General features: G+C 68.5%; 22 protein-coding genes. 12 read left to right on the top strand and 10 right to left on the bottom strand.

Going from position 1 to position 17,644, the window contains the following annotated elements:
• Both infB and rbfA read left to right on the top strand, forming a co-directional pair.
• Entirely contained in the window at nucleotides 1-2,631 is a 2,631-nt protein-coding gene (gene infB, locus OF829_RS07150; protein ID WP_264939293.1) for a translation initiation factor IF-2, read from the top strand.
• Between the two features lie 155 nt (nucleotides 2,632-2,786).
• The gene (rbfA, locus tag OF829_RS07145; protein ID WP_264939292.1) at nucleotides 2,787-3,185 is read left to right on the top strand and encodes a 30S ribosome-binding factor RbfA; all 399 of its coding nucleotides are present in this window, start codon (nucleotides 2,787-2,789) and stop codon (nucleotides 3,183-3,185) included.
• Nucleotides 3,186-3,192: 7 nt separating this feature from the next.
• Here the strand turns inward: rbfA and OF829_RS07140 are convergent, their stop codons facing one another.
• Complete coding sequence (locus OF829_RS07140) at nucleotides 3,193-4,077, bottom strand: hypothetical protein (protein WP_264939291.1); 885 nt, start codon at nucleotides 4,075-4,077, stop codon at nucleotides 3,193-3,195.
• A 295-nt stretch (nucleotides 4,078-4,372) separates the two neighbouring features.
• Here OF829_RS07140 and OF829_RS07135 point away from each other — a divergent pair, with 295 nt between their 5' ends.
• Nucleotides 4,373-4,705 (top strand): hypothetical protein, encoded by a 333-nt coding sequence (locus OF829_RS07135; RefSeq protein WP_264939290.1) that lies wholly within the window; start codon nucleotides 4,373-4,375, stop codon nucleotides 4,703-4,705.
• Nucleotides 4,706-4,763: 58 nt separating this feature from the next.
• Nucleotides 4,764-5,888: a PQQ-dependent sugar dehydrogenase gene (locus tag OF829_RS07130; protein ID WP_264939289.1), complete on the top strand. Its 1,125-nt coding sequence runs from the start codon at nucleotides 4,764-4,766 to the stop codon at nucleotides 5,886-5,888.
• Here OF829_RS07130 and OF829_RS07125 read toward each other — a convergent pair.
• On the bottom strand, nucleotides 5,866-7,263 hold the full coding sequence (locus OF829_RS07125; RefSeq protein ID WP_264939288.1) for an MFS transporter: 1,398 nt from the start codon (nucleotides 7,261-7,263) through the stop codon (nucleotides 5,866-5,868). The genes OF829_RS07130 and OF829_RS07125 overlap by 23 nt on opposite strands.
• Before the next feature lie 68 nt (nucleotides 7,264-7,331).
• Between OF829_RS07125 and OF829_RS07120 the strand changes: the two genes are divergently transcribed.
• Nucleotides 7,332-7,766 (top strand): helix-turn-helix domain-containing protein, encoded by a 435-nt coding sequence (locus tag OF829_RS07120; RefSeq protein WP_264939287.1) that lies wholly within the window; start codon nucleotides 7,332-7,334, stop codon nucleotides 7,764-7,766.
• Here OF829_RS07120 and OF829_RS07115 read toward each other — a convergent pair.
• Together OF829_RS07115 and OF829_RS07110 are read right to left on the bottom strand one after the other, a co-directional pair.
• Entirely contained in the window at nucleotides 7,748-8,137 is a 390-nt protein-coding gene (locus OF829_RS07115) for a PaaI family thioesterase (protein WP_264939286.1), read from the bottom strand. The two genes, OF829_RS07120 and OF829_RS07115, sit on opposite strands and share 19 nt — an antisense overlap.
• On the bottom strand, nucleotides 8,134-8,571 hold the full coding sequence (locus OF829_RS07110; RefSeq protein ID WP_264939285.1) for a PaaI family thioesterase: 438 nt from the start codon (nucleotides 8,569-8,571) through the stop codon (nucleotides 8,134-8,136). The genes OF829_RS07115 and OF829_RS07110 overlap by 4 nt, the downstream gene beginning before the upstream one ends.
• A 118-nt stretch (nucleotides 8,572-8,689) precedes the next feature.
• On the opposite strand from OF829_RS07110, the gene OF829_RS07105 reads away from it, so the two are divergent.
• The 4 genes from OF829_RS07105 to OF829_RS07090 are packed head-to-tail and all read left to right on the top strand — an operon-like array spanning nucleotide 8,690 to nucleotide 11,381.
• A complete protein-coding gene (locus tag OF829_RS07105) occupies nucleotides 8,690-8,848 on the top strand; it encodes a hypothetical protein (protein ID WP_264939284.1) in 159 nt (52 codons plus the stop codon).
• A 2-nt stretch (nucleotides 8,849-8,850) separates the two neighbouring features.
• Nucleotides 8,851-9,777 carry a hypothetical protein gene (locus OF829_RS07100; RefSeq protein WP_264939283.1) on the top strand — a complete coding sequence of 309 codons (927 nt, stop codon included), beginning with the start codon at nucleotides 8,851-8,853 and terminating at the stop codon, nucleotides 9,775-9,777.
• Complete coding sequence (locus tag OF829_RS07095; protein WP_264939282.1) at nucleotides 9,765-10,649, top strand: transposase; 885 nt, start codon at nucleotides 9,765-9,767, stop codon at nucleotides 10,647-10,649. Before OF829_RS07100 ends, OF829_RS07095 begins: the two co-directional genes overlap by 13 nt.
• A 48-nt stretch (nucleotides 10,650-10,697) precedes the next feature.
• Nucleotides 10,698-11,381, top strand: coding sequence for a winged helix-turn-helix domain-containing protein (locus OF829_RS07090; RefSeq protein ID WP_264939281.1), 684 nt, complete (start codon nucleotides 10,698-10,700; stop codon nucleotides 11,379-11,381).
• A gap of 62 nt (nucleotides 11,382-11,443) precedes the next feature.
• On the opposite strand, the gene OF829_RS07085 is transcribed toward OF829_RS07090, so the two are convergent.
• Nucleotides 11,444-11,974 (bottom strand): hypothetical protein, encoded by a 531-nt coding sequence (locus tag OF829_RS07085; RefSeq protein ID WP_264939280.1) that lies wholly within the window; start codon nucleotides 11,972-11,974, stop codon nucleotides 11,444-11,446.
• 96 nt (nucleotides 11,975-12,070) lie between these two features.
• On the opposite strand from OF829_RS07085, the gene OF829_RS07080 reads away from it, so the two are divergent.
• From OF829_RS07080 to OF829_RS07070, 3 genes are read left to right on the top strand one after another with little or no spacing between them, the layout of a single operon-like run.
• Nucleotides 12,071-12,850, top strand: a complete 780-nt coding sequence (locus OF829_RS07080) for a crotonase/enoyl-CoA hydratase family protein (RefSeq protein WP_264939279.1) — start codon at nucleotides 12,071-12,073, stop codon at nucleotides 12,848-12,850.
• A 49-nt stretch (nucleotides 12,851-12,899) separates the two neighbouring features.
• Nucleotides 12,900-14,093 (top strand): acetyl-CoA C-acyltransferase, encoded by a 1,194-nt coding sequence (locus OF829_RS07075; RefSeq protein ID WP_264939278.1) that lies wholly within the window; start codon nucleotides 12,900-12,902, stop codon nucleotides 14,091-14,093.
• An 8-nt stretch (nucleotides 14,094-14,101) separates the two neighbouring features.
• A complete protein-coding gene (locus tag OF829_RS07070) occupies nucleotides 14,102-14,875 on the top strand; it encodes an SDR family NAD(P)-dependent oxidoreductase (protein ID WP_264939277.1) in 774 nt (257 codons plus the stop codon).
• Here the strand turns inward: OF829_RS07070 and OF829_RS07065 are convergent.
• From OF829_RS07065 to rarD, 5 genes are read right to left on the bottom strand one after another with little or no spacing between them, the layout of a single operon-like run.
• Nucleotides 14,872-15,408, bottom strand: coding sequence for an SRPBCC family protein (locus OF829_RS07065; protein ID WP_264939276.1), 537 nt, complete (start codon nucleotides 15,406-15,408; stop codon nucleotides 14,872-14,874). The two genes, OF829_RS07070 and OF829_RS07065, sit on opposite strands and share 4 nt — an antisense overlap.
• Nucleotides 15,409-15,410: 2 nt before the next feature.
• Nucleotides 15,411-15,845, bottom strand: a complete 435-nt coding sequence (locus tag OF829_RS07060) for an SRPBCC family protein (protein ID WP_264939275.1) — start codon at nucleotides 15,843-15,845, stop codon at nucleotides 15,411-15,413.
• The gene (locus OF829_RS07055) at nucleotides 15,842-16,237 is read right to left on the bottom strand and encodes a VOC family protein (RefSeq protein WP_264939274.1); all 396 of its coding nucleotides are present in this window, start codon (nucleotides 16,235-16,237) and stop codon (nucleotides 15,842-15,844) included. The genes OF829_RS07060 and OF829_RS07055 overlap by 4 nt, the downstream gene beginning before the upstream one ends.
• Nucleotides 16,234-16,557 carry an ArsR/SmtB family transcription factor gene (locus tag OF829_RS07050; RefSeq protein ID WP_264939273.1) on the bottom strand — a complete coding sequence of 108 codons (324 nt, stop codon included), beginning with the start codon at nucleotides 16,555-16,557 and terminating at the stop codon, nucleotides 16,234-16,236. The genes OF829_RS07055 and OF829_RS07050 overlap by 4 nt, the downstream gene beginning before the upstream one ends.
• Nucleotides 16,558-16,606: 49 nt before the next feature.
• Nucleotides 16,607-17,500 carry an EamA family transporter RarD gene (gene rarD, locus OF829_RS07045; protein WP_264939272.1) on the bottom strand — a complete coding sequence of 298 codons (894 nt, stop codon included), beginning with the start codon at nucleotides 17,498-17,500 and terminating at the stop codon, nucleotides 16,607-16,609.
• Between the last annotated feature and the right edge of the window lie 144 nt (nucleotides 17,501-17,644).

Below are 17,644 nucleotides of genomic sequence, written 5' to 3'. Positions count from 1 at the left end.
ATGAGCGACACCGAAAACGAAAAGCCGAAACTGGGCATGCGCGCGCCGCTGGGCCTCAAGCGCACGGTCGAGACGGGCAAGGTGAAGCAGAGCTTCAGCCATGGCCGGTCGAACACCGTCGTGGTCGAAGTGAAGCGCCGCCGTATCCTTGGGCCGCAAGACCGCGCGACCGAGGAACTGGTCGAGGCCGCGCCCGAGCCCGTGCCCGCAGCCGCGCCTGCCCCCGCGCCGGCGCCGCGCCCCGCCACGCCTGCCGGCGAGACCGCGCAGGAGCGTCAGACCCGCATGCTGCGCGAAGCCGAGGAACAGCGCCTCCAGCAGGCCGAGGAATCGCGCCGCCGCGAGGAGCGCGAGCGCATCGAGGCTGCCGAGGCCGAAGTCCGCCGCGCCGAGGAAAAGGCACGCGCCGAAGCCGCCGCCGCCAATGCGCCGGCGACTCCCGCGCCCATGGCCGAAGCGCCTGCGCCCGAGCCCGCTCCGGCGCCCGCGCCCCCCGCCCCCGCGCCGGTCGAGCTCCAGCTCGATCCGAACCGCCCCGCGCCGCGCCGCTTCACGCCGGTCGCGCGTCCCGAAATCCCGCGCCCCGCGCCCAAGCCCGCGCCGGCCCCCGAGCCGGTGCGCGAGGAGGCGTCGAGCCCCGCCGCGCGTCCCGCCCCGAGCGGCGGTCCCGCAGGCCTCAAGCGCCCGCCCGAGCCCGCGCGCCCGTCGCGCGACCGCAAGGGCGGCGACGATCGCCGCCAGTCGGGCAAGCTCACGGTCAACCGCGCGCTCGGCGACAATGACGGCGCCCGTGCCCGCAGCCTCGCCGCGCTCAAGCGCGCTCGCGAGAAGGAGCATCGCCGCCTCGGCGGCCCGCGCGAGCCCCAGGCCAAGCAGGTCCGCGACGTCCAGGTGCCCGAGACGATCACCGTCCAGGAACTCGCCAACCGCATGGCCGAAAAGGGCGCCGACCTGGTCAAGACGCTGTTCAAGATGGGCATGCCCGTCACGATGACGCAGACGATCGACCAGGACACCGCCGAACTGCTCGTCACCGAATTCGGCCACAACATCGTTCGCGTGTCCGATTCGGACATCGATCTCGCGGTCGATACCGTCGAGGATGCCGAGGACGCGCTCCAGCCGCGTCCGCCGGTGGTGACGATCATGGGTCATGTCGATCACGGCAAGACCTCGCTGCTCGACGCGCTGCGCGGCACCGATGTCGTCAAGGGCGAGGCCGGCGGCATCACCCAGCATATCGGCGCCTATCAGGTCACGCTGAAGGACAAGTCGAAGATCACCTTCCTCGACACGCCGGGCCATGAGGCGTTCACCGAGATGCGCGCGCGCGGCGCCAACGTCACCGACATCGTCGTGCTGGTGGTGGCCGCCGACGACGGGCTGATGCCGCAGACGATCGAGGCGATCAACCATACCAAGGCGGCCGGGGTGCCGATGATCGTGGCGATCAACAAGATCGACAAGCACGAAGCCAATGCCCAGCGCGTGCGCGAGCGCCTGCTCGAGCATGACGTGCAGGTCGAGGCGATGGGTGGCGAGACGCAGGACGTCGAGGTTTCGGCGCTCAAGAAGACCGGGCTCGACGAGCTGATCGCCAAGATCCAGCTCCAGGCCGAAATCCTCGAGCTCAAGGCCAATCCCGATCGCGCCGCCGAAGGCACGGTGATCGAGGCCAAGCTCGACAAGGGCCGCGGTCCGGTCGCGACCGTGCTCGTGACCCGGGGCACGCTGAAGGTCGGCGACGTGTTCGTCGTCGGCGCGGAGAGCGGCAAGGTCCGTGCGCTGGTCGACGACAAGGGCCGCCAGCTCAAGGAAGCCGGCCCGTCGATGCCGGTCGAGGTGCTCGGCCTCTCGGGCGTGCCGATGGCTGGCGATCCGCTCCAGGTCGTCGAGAACGAGGCGCGCGCCCGCGAAGTCGCCGCCTATCGCGCCGGCGTCATCCAGAACAAGCGCACCACCAACACCCCCGCCAGCCTCGAGAGCATGTTCAGCGCGCTCAAGGAAAAGCAGGCGATGGAATATCCGCTGGTGGTCAAGGCGGACACGCAGGGCACCGTCGAGGCGATCATCGGCTCGCTCAACAAGATCTCGACCGACGATATCCGCGTGCGCATCCTGCATTCGGGCGTCGGCGGCATCACCGAGAGCGACGTCAATGTCGCGGCGGCTTCGGGCGCCCCGATCATCGGCTTCAACGTCCGCCCCAACGCCAAGGCGCGCGAAATCGCCGACCGGCACAAGGTCGCGCTCAAATATTACGACGTGATCTACGACCTGACCGACGAGATCCGCGCGGGCATGGCCGGCCAGCTCGGCCCCGAGGCGTTCGAAACGGTCGTCGGCCGCGCCGAAATCCGCGAGGTCTTCTCCGCGGGCAAGCATGGCAAGGCGGCGGGCCTGCTCGTCACCGAGGGCGTCATCCGCAAGGCGCTCAAGGCGCGTATCACCCGCGAGGATGTCATCATCTATCAGGGTGAGATCGCGTCGCTGCGGCGCTTCAAGGACGATGTCCCCGAAGTCCGCGCAGGGCTCGAATGCGGCGTGACGTTCAGCCAGAACTTCACCGACATCAAGGCGGGCGACTATCTCGAAACCTTCGAGGTCGAGCTGCGCGAACGGACGCTGTAGTTCTAAACTCCTTCTCCCCTTGTGGGAGAAGGAAGGGGCCCAAGCCGAAGGCTTGGGAAGGATGAGGGGGATTCAAGACTCGCTCCCCCTCGCCCTTCCGCAAGCTACGCTTGCTCCCTCCCTCTCCCACAAGGGGAGAGGGAATTGAGGTCGACATGAAGCACGCCGAAACCCCCGAAAACCGCTCGGTCCGCCTGCTCAAGGTGGGCGAGCAGGTGCGCCATGCCCTCTCCGGCATTCTCCAACGCGGCGATGTCCATGACGAGACGCTGGCGAAGCATCTCGTCTCGGTCACCGAAGTCCGCATGTCGCCCGATCTGCGCCACGCCACCGTGTTCGTGAAGCCGCTGCTCGGCAAGGACGAGGAGGCGGTGCTCAAGGCGCTCAGGACCAACACCGCCTATCTCCAGCGCGAGGTCGCCAGCCGGGTGAACCTCAAATATGCGGCGAAGCTCAAATTCCTCGCGGACGAGAGCTTCGACGAGGGCAGCCATATCGACAAATTGCTCCGCGATCCCAAGGTCGCGCGCGATCTGGAGCCGGGCGAGAGATAACGCCGCCTCAGGCGGCTGCGCGGCGCTCCCACGTCTCGGGGCCGAACACCGCGAGTGCCTGGCGATAGCTCTCGCCGTACCGCTCTCCCACGGCCTTGGCATAGACCGGCACGGTGGCGAGATTGGCGGCCATATGCGCCCGCACCGCTTCGCGCACCATCGCCCAGGTGGCATGATCGCCCGCGGCTTCGCGCAACCGCTTGCGGAAGAATTTGGCGACGCGGTCGGGAGGAAGCCGGTGATTGAGCCCGTCGCCCTGCGCCTGTTCGACCATGGAGTCGAGCAGCCCCAGCCGCTCGATCATCCGCCAGCCCGGATAGGGACTGCGATCGGCGAAATCATGGACGAAAAGCGCGCGCCCCTCGGCAAAGGCCGACAGGAAGGGCAGATAATCGAAGCAGAAGAACCAATAGGGCGTGGCATCGTCGCCGGGATGCGGCTCGGGCAGGAAGAGGACGCCCTTCTTCATCACCTCGGCGAACATGTGCAGCCCGTCGGCATAGGTGTGCCAGCTCAGCTGGGGATGAATGCTTTCGAAATAGGCGCCGGGCTCACGGATCACCGCGTGCCATTCGATTTCGGTCACGCCCTTCGCCGCCGCGGTCTCTTCGAGCAGCGCGGCGATCGAGGCGTTGAAGACCAGGCCCTCGAGATTCTCCGACGAGAAGATCATGGTGTGGCAACCGGCCGCGCGGGCATCGGCGATCATCGCCTCGAACGGAGCGGTATCGCCGACGAGCAGCGGATTCGCGGCGCCGTGGTGCGCGGGATAACCGGGCTCGGGCTGATACCAGATGCCCCGTTCGGCAATCCGGGCCTGGTTGCGGTTCATCAGATCCTGGAGATGAGTCGAGGCCGTCTTGTGAAAGCCCATATGGACGATAAGCCGCATCTTCTGCCCCTGTTCGCGCCGTCCGGGGCTAGCGCTTTATGGTTGACGCAATCCTAACGCGCCCTCCCGCGCGCGCCTCCTGCAGATTCCGCTTTCAATGTTGGAATTGCAGTGAAATCCTCCGCATGCCGATCATCGGCGCTGCGAGGATTCCGACATGACGATCGCCGCCATTCCCGCGCTGCTCGCCTTGGCCGTGTTGTCACTCGCGCCAGCCCCGGTTTTTTCGCATTCTTGGTGTCACCCGTGTCAACCTGGTGTCATTCAGGAATCCGAATCCGGGCTGCTCATTCATATGGGCGAGACCTGGTTCTTCCATGTCGAGAATGGCCAGCCCGCCGGCGCGCGGCTGGCGACGGGCAGCGACGACAGCGCCCGGCCCGGCGAACTGATCGCCACGCTCGACCATAGTGGGATGACGATGCTCTCGGTCACCAACGGCACGCCCAACTGGTACGACTATACCGCCTTCATCGTCACCAAGCCCGGCCACAAGGGCAACCGCACCAGCGTGTGCACGCTGATGGGCGGCGGGCGCGTCGCCTTCGAAAGCTGGCCCGAAAGTTTCCCCGCGATCCGCCTCACCGATTTCCGCGAAGTGCCCGCCGGGCAGATGCGGTGCCGTTGACCGGACCCGGCGGAGCGCTCAAACGTTGCGCAACGCACTATCCCGCGAAGGATCGACGATGCTCAAGCCCCGCACCCTGCTGCCCCTGATCGCCCTGCTCGCCGCCTGCAATTCGGGCACCGGCGCCTCGGCGCAGCCGGGCATGGCGGGGCCGTTCAAGGTCGAGGTGATGGCCGATCTCGATTCGCCCTGGGCGATGACCTTCCTTCCCGATGGGCGGATGCTGATCACCGAGAAGCAGGGCCAGCTGCTGCTGGTCTCGAAGGACGGGGTCTCGCGGAAAGTGGTGAGCGGCACCCCCGCGGTCTCGAGCGAGGGGCAGGGCGCGCTGATGGACGTCGTCCTCCACCCCAAGTTCAAGCAGAACCGGCTCGTCTATTTCAGCTTCTCCGAAGAGAATGCCGACGGCCTGAAGGGCGTCGCGCTCGCCCGCGGTACGCTGGTCGATGGCGACTCGCCGTCGCTCAAGGACGTCCAGGTGATCTTCCGCGCCCACCCCTATGTCGAGGGCGATGGCCATTTCTCGGGCCGCATCGCCTTCGCGCCCGACGGGCATCTCTTCTTCACCAATGGCGAGCGGCAGAAATTCACCCCGGCGCAGGATCCCGCAGTGACCCTCGGCAAGGTGCTGCGTCTCAACGACGACGGGACGCCCGCGGCGGGCAATCCGCTCGCCGCCAAGGGCTTCGATCCGGCGATCTGGTCGTACGGCCATCGCAACCTGCTGGGCATCAGCTTCGACGCGAAGGGCAATCTCTGGGAGATCGAGATGGGCCCCAAAGGCGGCGACGAGATCAACCTGATCCAGCCCGGGCTCAACTATGGCTGGCCCAAGGCCTCGAACGGCGACAATTACGACAACACGCCGATCCCCGATCACGCCCCCGGCGACGGCTTCGAGCCGCCCAAGGTCTTCTGGAACCCCTCGATCTCGCCCGGCGACATGATGATCTATTCGGGGCGGATGTGGCCGCAGTGGAGGGGCGACCTCTTCGTCGCCGCGCTCTCCGGCCAGGCGCTGATCCGCGTCCACCTCGACGGCACCAATGCGACCAAGGGCGACCAATGGGCGATGGGCGCGCGCATCCGCGAGGTCGAGGAAGGGCCCGACGGGGCGATCTGGCTGCTCGAGGATGGCGGGGGGTCGCCGGGGCGGCTGCTCAGGCTGACGCCGGCGAAATAGCGGGAGGGACGCCGCGCCGGGCGGCCATGCCCAGCGCCAGGGCGAGCAGCGCGGTCGCTACGGCGAAGGTCGTCCGCATGCCGGCGGCGATCGCTTCGGGCGGTGCGGTGGCGATGTCGCCCGCCACGCCGAACGCGAACACCGCGCCCATCGCCGACGCGCCGGTGAGCAGCCCGAGGTTGCGCGAGAGATTGAGCATTCCCGAGACGAGGCCGCGCTGCGCGGGCGGCGCATCCGCCATGATCGCGGTCGTGTTCGCCGCCTGGAACATCGCATAGCCGCACGTCATCACCCCGATCGGCAGCACATAGCCGGCGATCCCCGCGCCCGCCGGGATCAGGCTGAGCGCGAGCGCGGCGGCGGTCATCGCGGCGAGGCCGGCGAGGCTCATCCGCCCGGCGCCGAAGCGATCGACGAACCGGCCGGCCGGTACGCCGGCAAGCGCCGCGACGAGCGGTCCGGCCGACAGCACCATCCCCACGATCGCCGCATCGAGCCCCAAGGCGCCCGACAGATAGAAGGGACCCACCACCAGGGTCGCCATCAGCACGGTCGAGACGAGCGCGTTCGTCGCGAGCCCCGTGCGCAAGGCCGGATCGCGGAACAGGCTAAGCCGGATCAGCGGCGACGCGCTCCTCGCCTCGACCAGCAGGAAGGCGCCCCCTGCCCCGAATGCCCCGAGAAGCAGCGCGGCACTGGCCAGGCCGAAGCGGCCATGGCCGATCGTCATCGCCAGCGCATAGGCGGCGAGCGCGGCGAGCAGCAAGGCGATCCCGGCATGGTCGATGCGGGGGCCCGACAGGCCGGTCCCGCCATCCGCCAGCACGTGGCGCCCGACCAGCATGAGCACCAGCGCGCCCAGCGGCACATTGATCAGGAAGATCGCCTGCCATCCCGCCAGCGGGATCAGCACGCCGCTGAGCGACGGGCCGAGCGTCGTGCCGATCGCGGACATGGTGCCGAGCAGCCCCATCGCCCGCCCCATCCGCGCCTTCGCGACGACTTCGCCGACAAGCCCGATGGCCAGCGCCATCATGATCGCCGCGCCCAGCCCCTGCACGCCCCGCGCCGCGACAAGCAGCGGCAGTGCCGGTGCGAGCCCGCAGAGCAGGGAGGCCGTAGTGAATATCGCGATTCCGGCGAGCAGCAGCCGACGGCGTCCGATCCGGTCGCCCAGCTGGCCGGCGACCACGATCGCGCTGGTGACCGCCAGCAGATAGGCGAGGATGATCCATTGCACCGCCTGGAACGACGCCGCGAACGCCTGGGCCAGCGCCGGCAGCGCCGCGTTGGCGCTGCTCGTCGCAAGCGACGCCATCAGCATCGCCAGCGACAGGCCGGCGATCGCCCCGCGGGGTTTCGTGACGGGCTCCATAGGCTTTCTCCTTGCGCGCTTCGACTCTCCGGCGCACCGTGCCACTTCAAGTCCACTTGAGGTCAAGCATGAAGCTCATGGATATTTCGGAGGTCGCGAAACAATCGGGCCTGCCCGCCGCGACGCTGCGCTTCTACGAGGAGAAGGGGCTGATCGAATCGCTGGGGCGGCGCGGATTGCGGCGCACCTTCGATCCCGGCGTGCTCGAGCAACTCTCGGTGATCGCGCTGGGGCGGATGGCCGGATTCTCGCTCGACGAGATCGGCGCGATGTTCGGGACCGGCCCGCGCCCGGAGATCGACCGGGCGCTGCTCGCCACAAAGGCCGAAGCGCTTTCGCGCACGATCCGGCAGCTCGGCGCGCTGAAAAAGGGCATCGAACATGCCGTCCGCTGCCCCGTGCCGAACCAGCTCGAATGCCCCTCGTTCCGGCGGCTCATGAAGATCGCGGCGTCGCGCGCGGGAAAGGCGCGGGCCGCGCGGCCCTATCGCACGATCAGATAGTTCATTCGCGCCGCGGCGATCGGGCGGCCGGGCTCATCCTGCCAGGCGACCGCCTCGACATTGGCGATGCGATTGCCGAGCCGCGTGACCGATCCCCGCGCGCGGGTGACCTTGTCGCGCCCGCCGCGCATATAATCGACCGTCACATTGACCGGCTTGATCCGCGCCTCACCCCCATCCTCGCCGTCTCCCGCCAGCGCCTGTTTGAGCGCCCCGATCGCCGCCATTTCGAGCAGCCCACCCAGCGCCCCGCCATGGAGGAAACCCGGCCGCCCGACCACGCGGTGCTCGAACGGCATGACATAGGTCGGCGCGACATCGCCCGGCTCGACGATCAGGCCCAGCGCCTCGGCATAGGGGGGAAGCGTCATCGATAGCCCTTGCCGGTCGACATGAAGGTGCCCGCGACATGCGCGATTGGGTCGTCCGGGTCGCCGTCATGCGCATGGCCGCGCACAAAGGCGATCTGGCGGGTGATGCGATAGCATTCGCCGTGCCCGATCACGGTCTTTCCCGGGGTCGCGGGGCGCAGATAGTCAATGCGCAGGTCGAGCGTCGCATGGACGTGGAACACGCCCAGCCGGAGCCACACGCCGCAGCTCGTCGCCATATCCATCAGCGCGAGGATCGGGCCCGAGGCAAGCACGCCCGACGCCGGATCGCCGATCAGTTCGGCCTTGTAGGGCAATGCCAGCTCGCACCAATCGGCGCCATGATCGCGATAGCCGATTCCCAGCAGCCCGCCATGGCCGCGCGCGCCATCGGCGAACAGCCGCTCGGGATCGAAGGGGGTAAGCGCACTCATGCCGCGCCGATAGGGCGCAAACCCGGCCCCTGCCAAGTCCGGCGGCAGATTACAGGGAATTAATTAGCCTCCTGGCGGGCTGCCGATAGCCTGTGCGCGAACAAGAGGAGCGAAGGCCATGGGCTTGATCCAGATCGAAATGAGCGCGATCGCCGAACTCGGCACGCAGGTGGCGATGCACGGCGCGGTGCGGCTGGGCGAAGTGTCGGTCGACGATGTGTTCGAGCTGATCGTCGGGGTGATCGTGCTCGTGGTCGAGATGATCCCAGGGGGCTGAGCGTGCACGCGCTGTCGCAGGCCGATCGCGCGCAGCTGATCGAGGCGAGGCGATCGTCGCTCGAGATCGCACAGCGCTGGCGGGACGGGGAGGCCTGTCGGGCGATCCTGCGGCGGTTCGAAGGCGGCTGCCCGGAAGCGCTGGCGGACGCCGCCGAGGCCGTGCTCGCCGAAACCGACTGGGCCGGCCTGCTCGCCCCGCTGGTCGCAGCGCTCGCGGCGAACCCCTTTTTCGAGCCACCCCTGCGCGTCAGCCGCGACGCGGTGCGCACCGGGGCGGTGCTGATCGATGCACCGATGGCGTCGATCAGCGCCAGCCTGATCGACGGGCGCCGGCTGCCGAGCCCCGCCACGCTGATCTTCCCCGGCTATATCACCGTCACCCGCTATCTGAAGGCAGGCGGCGCCACGCTGCGCCGCTGGGAGACCGAACCCCTCGCGCCCGATTTCAGCGCCGCCGCAGCCGCGCCCTGCCGGCCGTTGCCTCCGCTCGCCCTCGCGGACGACGATATCGTCCGCTGCGATGGCCGCACCCGGGCCCAGCTCTTCGGCGAAGCAAGCGGGCCGATCCTCCAGATCACCGCCACGATCCGTCCCGGCGCGATCCCGCTGATCCGCGAGCATCGCATCGCCGATGGCGCGCTGGTCCGCGTCGCCAGCGCCGACGAGGCCGGCTCGCGCACCGAGATGCTGCTCGGCTATCTCCGCCGCATGGGCCGGATCGACGCCGCGCCGCGCTTCGAGGCCGCCACCCGCGACCGGGCCTTCCACACGCGCTGGACGGCGATGCGCGAATGGCTTGGCCTCGATGCCCGCAGCGCCTTTCCCCGCCTCGAGGAGATGGCGGCGAACGACCCGCATCCCGAAGTCCGCGCCGCCGCCGCCGCCACGCTCGCCACGGTCCGCCACAGGCTCGCATGCCCCGCCTGATCGATCCGGGCGAGGGTGGCGCGATCACCCTCGACGAACTGGTCGAGGCGCTCGACGCCACGCCCTTCGACCCGCACGACGAGGAGGAATTCGCCGCGCTCGGCCCGCTCCTCGCGCGGCTCGGCCGCAACCCCGATTTCCTCGCCGACCTCGCGATCGAGGAGCTCAAGTCGCGCTGCGCCGGCCAGGCGGCCGCCAATGGCTATAGCCCCCAGGTCGTCCTGCTCCGGCCACCCAATGGCCGCTATGTGCTCCGCGCCAATTTCTGGCCCGCGCGAGACGATCCGGTCACCCGCGCCAGCGGCGCCGCGGCCTTTTTCTACGATCTGCCGCACGACCATAATTTCCCGTTCCTGACCTATGGCTATTTCGGCCCCGGCTATTGGAGCGATTATTACGATTATGACGTCGAGGCGCTGACCGGGCTCCCCGGCGAAGGTGCGAACCTCCGCTTCGCCGAGCGCAGCAAGCTCGATCCGGGCAAGCTGATGCTCTACCGGATGCGCCGCGACGTGCATGTGCAGCTGCCCCCGGACAGCTTCTCGGTCTCGCTCAACATCCTCGGCTCGGACCCCGCCCAGCCCTGGCTCGACCAATATGTGTTCGACATCGCCGCGAACCGCATCGCGCGCGCGATCACGTCCACCGCCGCCGAGGCGCTGCTCACGCTGGCGGCGCAGATGGGCGGCAACGGCCTCGATCTCGCCGCCGGCTTCGCCGCTCGCCACTCCTGCGAACGGATGCGCGTCACCGCGATCGGCGCGCTCGCCTCCGCCTGCCCCGGGGAAGCGCGGGCGATCCTCGAAGCCGCCGCCGATTCCCCCAGCGCCTATGTTGCGGGTCATGCAAGGCAGCTTCTGTCTGCTCCATAATGGAGAGGGTTGCCTCCGTTTCGGCGCGCGCGGCGCTAGCCTGCGCGGGTGACCTGCATCGTCGCATGCGCGCTCGACATCCCCCTGCTCGCAGCGGCCGTGGAGCAGCGCGGCCTCACCCTCGTGCCGATGCCGCGCCCCAGCGCCGACGCCGCCGCGGCGGTGCTCGGCTGGAGCCCGGCGGAGGGCGATCCCGCGGCCCGGATCGCCGATGCCCGCGCCCAGGGCTGGCGCGGCGCGCTGATGCTGGTGCTCAGCCAGGGTTGCGGCGCGAGCGTCGCGCATGCGCTCGATGCCGGGGCGGACGATGCGGTGCTGCTTCCGGCAAGCGCAGGCGAGATCGCCGCGCGGATCGCGGCGCGGCTGAGGCCCGCTTTGCTCGAAATCGGGCCGCTCAGCATCGACACGATCGAGCGCCGCGTCACCCGATCGGGGCAGCCGATCAGGCTTCTTCCACGCGAATATGCGCTGCTGCTCTACCTCGCCCGTGCACGCGGCCGCTGCGTCGGGCGCGCGGAACTGCTCGTGCAGGTCTGGGGGCTGCGTTTCGATCCGGGCACCAATGTGATCGAAGTCCATGTCTCGCGGCTGCGCGCCAAGCTGGACCGCGGCTTCCCCGAGCCGCTTCTCCTCACCGAGAAGGGCCGGGGATACCGCTTATGGTCGGCTCACGCCGACGGACGGCGCCAGCCCGCCCCCCCCTCCCCGGCCTCCCATAGGATACCAAAGTAAGGGAGGCCGGGAGGGGGGAGCGGGCTGGCGCCGCCGCTCAGCGCAGCGTCAACAAAAACGCCTTACTCGACCAGCGAAATCTCGGTGATGTAGAAGGCCGGCCCGGGCTCGGCGCTGAAATTCTGGAACCACAGCCCGTCGAGCTGCACCTTGTCCGCACCGATATCGGCCAGCGAGAACTCGACCTTCTTCCAGCCGCCTGGCGCGACCTCGATCACCTTGGACTTGCCCGGGACCGGCTTGCCCCCGACCAGCCCGATCACCTGCACCTTCATCGGCGCGCTCACCACCTGGATCAGGAAGGTGATGCCGCGATAGGGCGTCGTGTCGAACGGGTCATGGTGGAGATAGAGCGCGCCCCAACTGCCCGGCTGGACCTTGATCGGCTTGCGCGCCGAGCCGTTGAGATCAAGGCTGAGTTCGGACGTTGTACCCGTCCAGGGCCAGCTCTGCCAGCCCGGCCCGAGCGCGGTGCCATAGATATTGGCAACGCTGTCAGCGGCGGGTGCAGCAGGCGCGGGGGCAGGGCTCGTCTGCGCCAGTGCGGCGGTGGGGAGCAGCAATGCGGTTGCGGCTGCGATCAGGGCTTTCATTTCACTCTCCTTGGCGACTGTCCCGTCTTCGGGATTTGGCCTAGTCATAGCGCCGGGCCGGGGCGCCGGGAAAGTGCAATTTACCAGGAAAAATACATGAGCGAGACACGTGTCAGCATCGCGATCGAGGGCGGCATCGCCGATGTCCGCCTCGCCCGGCCGGACAAGATGAACGCGCTCGATCCGGCAATGTTCGACGGCATCATCGATGCGATCGCAACGCTGGAGGCAAGCTCGGGGCTGCGCGCAGTGGTGCTTTCGGGCGAGGGCCGCGCCTTTTGCGCGGGGCTCGACATGGCGAACATGGCGACGGGCGGTTCGGGGCTCGACATCATCACGCGCAGCTGGGGCCCCGCCAACCAGGTGCAGCAGGTCGCCTGGGGCTGGCGCGCGCTCAAGGTGCCGGTGATCGCCGCGGTGCACGGGATCGCGTTCGGCGGCGGGCTTCAGATCGCGAGCGGCGCCGATATCCGAATCGTCGCGCCGGGCACGCGGCTCTCCGCGATGGAGATGAAATGGGGCATCGTGCCCGACATGGCGGGCTATGCGCTGTGGCGCGGCCGAGTGCGCGACGATGTGCTGCGCGAGCTGATCTACACCGCGCGCGAATTCAGTGCCGAGGAGGGAGTGGGCTTCGGATTCATGACCCGAATCGCCGAGGATCCCCGTGCCGAGGCGATGGCGCTCGCGAAGGCGATCGCGGGACGCAACCCCGAGGCGGTGCGCGCCGCCAAGCGCCTCGCCAATCTGGAGGGGGACGCCGCGGCGATCCTGATGGCCGAAAGCGTCGAGCAGAAGGCGCTGCTGCGCACGCCCAACCAGATCGAGGCGGTGATGGCGAACATGCAGAAGCGCCCGCCGGTCTTCACGGATTGACCGCGACCGGCTAAGCGCCATACCCGAAACTCGAAAATCGGGAGTGCCCATGCGCGAAGCTGCGATCATCTCCACCGCACGGACCGGCATCGGCAAGGCCGGGCGGGGATATTTCAACGATACCGAAGCGCCGGTGCTGGCGGCACACGCGATGAACGCGGCGATCACCCGCGCCGGGATCGACCCGGGCCGGATCGACGATGTCTTTTATGGCATAGGCAATCAATGGGGCACGCAGGGCGGCAATATGGCGCGGCTGGCGCTGTTCGCGGCGGGCATTCCGAACAGCGTCCCGGCCTTCAGCCTCGACCGGAAGTGCGGTTCGGGGCTCAACGCCATCGCGCTCGCCGCGCGCTCGATCATCGCGGGCGATATCGAGGTGGCGCTGGCCGGCGGGATGGAATCGATCAGCCTGACGATGAAGAACGCCCCGCGCTACCAGAACAAATCGGTCACCGACCGCGAGCCCGCCGCCTATATGGCGATGATCGAGACCGCCGAGATCGTCGCCGAGCGCTATGGGGTCAGCCGCGAGGCGCAGGACCATTTCGCCGCGGCCAGCCAGCAGCGCGCCGCCGCGGGGATCGAAAGCGGCGCCTTTGCCGGGGAGATCGTCCCGATCACGGTCGAAAAGGCGCTCTACGACAAGGAAGGCAACCGCACCGGCACCGAGACGGTGACCGTCACCCGGGACGAGGGCATCCGCGCCGGCACCACCTATGAGGCGCTGTCCGCGCTCAAACCCGTGTGGAAGGACGGGCTGGTGATCAAGGAGGGCCGCAACGTCACCGCCGGCAATGCCAGCCAACTCTCCGACGGCGCCGCCGCACAGATCGTGATGGACCGCGCGACAGCGCAGGCCGAGGGCCTGCCGATCCTCGGCATCTATCGCGGCTTCCAGGTCGCGGGCTGCGATCCCGACGAGATGGGGATCGGCCCCGTCTTCGCGGTCCCCAAATTGCTCGCGCGCGCGGGGCTGAGCGTCGCCGATATCGGGCTGTGGGAGATCAACGAGGCCTTTGCCAGCCAGGCGCTCTATTGCCGCGACACGCTCGGGATCGATCCGGAGAAGCTCAACGTCAATGGCGGCGCGATCGCGGTCGGTCATCCGTTCGGGATGACCGGCAGCCGCCTGACCGGCCATGCGCTGATCGAGGGCCGCAGGCGCGGGGTGCGGTACGTGGTGGTGTCGATGTGCACCGCGGGTGGTATGGGTGCGGCGGGATTGTTCGAGATCGTCTGAGGGGACTTATGGGCACCGCACTCGTCACCGGCGCTTCGGCTGGGCTCGGCACCGGCTTTGCCCGGGCGCTCGCCGCCGAAGGGCATGACCTGATCCTCACCGCACGCCGCACCGACCGGCTCGAGGAACTCGCCGCCGAACTGCGCGCGGCGCACGGCGTGACCGTCACCACCATCGCCGCCGACCTGGCCGATCCGGGCGGGGCCGCCGGGCTGATCGCCGAGATCGGCAAGCGCGGCCTGGCGGTGAACACGCTGATCAACAATGCCGGTTTCGGCGCGAACGGCGCGGTCGCGGAAGTCAGCCGCGACACGTTGATCGGAATGATCGACGTCAATTGCCGCTCGCTCGTCGAGCTGTGCCACGCCGTCGTCCCCGGCATGATCCAGATGCGTTCGGGCGGCATCCTCAATATCGCCTCGACCGCCGCCTTCCAGCCCGGCCCCTTCATGGCGGTCTATTACGCCAGCAAGGCCTTCGTGCTGAGTTTCACCGAAGCGCTGCACGAGGAGGTGCGCGGCCACGGCGTCCATGTCGCCGCGCTCTGCCCCGGGCCGACCCGGACCGAATTCTTCGACGTGGCGGGCGCCAGGGAGGATTTCCTCCTGCGCCGCCTCGCCTCCGATCCCGATGCAGTGATCCGCGACGGGCTGAACGCGCTCAAGGCGAACCGCGCGGTCAAGGTCTCCGGCCTGCGCAACGCGGTGATGGCGGGCTCGGTCCGCTTCACTCCGCGCTGGCTGATCCGGCGGATGATCGCCGGGATCCAGAAGGGGCGTTAATCCCCCACCGCCACCGCGGCCTTGGCCTCCGAGGCGGCGTGGATCGCCCAGAAATTCTCGACCCGCTCGCCCTTGAGCCGCAATTCGAGCGCGGTGAGGTGGCTGTGCCAGCCGCCGCCGAAATTCCTGGCGTCCTGCGCCCCGCGCAGCCCCGAATGCACCAGCGTCAGATGCGTCCGGCCTTCGCCGGCCGGCTCCAGGATGAAGGTGACCTCCCCGGCATCGCCATTGTCCCAGCTGTATGCCAGCCGGTGCGGCGGATCATAGGCGGTGATCGTCTCGAACCAGGCCTTGCCGCGATTCTTCTGGTAGCGCTCGGGCATCGGCGCATCGCCGTCCGAAATCTTGTCGTGATCGAAGATCATGTGGATCTTGCCGCCGACCTGCGGCTCGACCTCGCCGCCCATGAACCAGCGGGTGCGCAGCTCGGGATCGGTGAGATATTGCCACACGGTTTCGGGCGGGGCCTCGAGCAGGCGCTCGAAGCGCAGCTCGTGCGCGGTGAAGACGTCGGTCGCGGTCGCGGTGTCCATATTCATTCTCCGATTGCCCGCGCGAGGCTGGCGAGGACCATCGTCCAGCCCTTGCGCGTCTGTTCTTCATAAGCGGCCCATTCGGGGTCCATTTCGTGGGTGAGCGTCAGCGTGCAGCGCCCGCCCTTGGGCTCGATCGCGATCGAGACGCGGGTCCATTCGCCTTCCGCCGAAGGATCGGCGGCGAAGCGGAAGACGAGCCGCGTCGGCCGGTCGATGACCTCGAACTCCATCCGGTGACGCGCATCGCCCGAGGCACGCCGCTCGACGATCAGTGCGCGGCCGCCGACGCGCGGATCGATCTCGACCGTCTGCATCTCGCCCTCGGGCGTGGCGAACAGGAAGCGGCGCGCGTCCTCCGGGTTGAGCCAGGCATCGAACACGCGCTCGGCCGGGGCGGCATAGTCGCGGGTGAGGGTGATGACGGGGGCGCTCATGCGAGATTGACCTGCCACGAGACGCCGAACCGGTCGCTGCACCAGCCGAATTTGGGGCTCCAGCCATAGTTGGCGGGCGGCATCAGCACCGCGCCACCCGCCGACAGCGCCGCGAACAGCCGGTCGAACTCGGCCTCGTCGGCCACATCGACGAAGAAGGAGAAGCTCGGCGTGAAATCGAAGCCATGGGTGACGAAGCTGTCATGGACCATCACCTTCTGCCCGGCGATGGTGACATAAGCGCGCAGCACCGTGCCTTCGGGGCCCGGCCCCTCGGGACCGAACAGCTGGATCGAATCGACGCTGCTGCCGGGGATGGTGGCGACATAAAAGTCGATCGCCGCCTGCCCCTTGGCGTGCTGGAACATCAGAAACGGGGTCGCGCTGGTCATTTCTGCTTCTCCGCGGCGATCAGCGCCTCCAGCCGGTCGAGGCGGACATTCCAGAACTGCTCCCATTGCCTGAGCCAGGCATCGGCCTCGCCGAGCGGCTCGGCCTGGAGCCGGCACATCTGCGTCCGCCCGACCTTGCGCCGCGCGACCAGCCCGGCGGTTTCGAGCACGCGGACATGCTTCGAGGCGCCCTCGAAGCTCATCGCATAGGGCTCGGCCAGCTCGCCGATCGAACGCTCGCCGAGCGCCAGCGTTGCAAGCATGCCGCGCCGCGTGGGATCGGCGAGGGCGTGGAAGGTGGCGTCGAGTCGTTCAACCATTTGATTGAATTACGCGCGCCGCCCTTGATAGTCAACCATTCGGTTGAATTTAAATTCCCGCCCCGGCATCGCGCGAGGCGCGCAGCATGTCCCAGGCATAGAGCGCACAGCCGCTCCAGATCAGCGCGAAGGTGATAATATGCGCGAGGTGGAGCGGCTCGCCGAGAACCAGCACCGCGATCAGGAACTGGAGCGTCGGCGCGATATATTGGAGCAGCCCGATCGTCGAATAGGCCATGCGCCGCGCCGCCGCCGCGAACATCAGCAGTGGCGTCGCGGTGACGATTCCGGCGAGGACCAGCATCAGGTTGAGCGGGAGCGACTGGCCCCAGGCCGCGTCGCCCGCCCGCTGGGCCTGGACCAGCCAGAAGAGGCAGAGCGGCGCGAGCAGCAACGTCTCCATCGTCAGCCCGCCCAGCGCATCGATCGCGACGACCTTGCGGAGCAGACCGTAGAGCCCGAAGCTCACCGCGAGGGAGAGCGAGATCCACAAGGCCCCGCCGCTCGCCGCCATGATCGCCACCCCCGCCGCGGCGATGGCGATCGCGATGCCCTGAAGCCGCCGCAGCCGCTCGCCCAGCACCACCATGCCGAGTGCCACATTGACCAGCGGATTGATGAAATAGCCCAGGCTCGCCTCGATCACATGATCGTTCTGGACCGCCCAGATATAGACCAGCCAGTTGATCGCGATCATCACTGTGCTGGCGAGCAGATAGAGCAGGGTCTTGCCCCGCGCCGCCGCGAGCATCGCCCGTCCGCGCCCGAGCAGCAGCACGACGCCCAAGAGCAGCAGCAGCGACCAGAGCACGCGGTGCGCGAGCAATTGCAGCGCGGGGACGGCGCGCAGCAGATGGATATAGAGGGGCAGCACGCCCCACAGGGCATAGGCGCCGATGCCGAGCATCAGCCCCTTGCGGTCATGCATCGGGGAAGGAGACATGCGCGCTCCCATGGCCGCCGCTGCGGCCGGGGGCAAGCAAGCTTGGCTATCGGCGCGCAAACCGGGCGCCGACGAGGTCCGGCCCCCGAGCGAACCGGGGGTTTTGCGCAACCGCCGCAGCGGGTTATGGAGCGCACAGCGTAG

It is taken from the genome of Sphingomonas caeni, assembly GCF_026013415.1.
Lineage (GTDB): Bacteria > Pseudomonadota > Alphaproteobacteria > Sphingomonadales > Sphingomonadaceae > Sphingomonas > Sphingomonas caeni.
The sequence above is the reverse complement of the archived record's forward strand: the minus strand, read 5'-3'. Positions and strand labels throughout refer to the sequence as shown.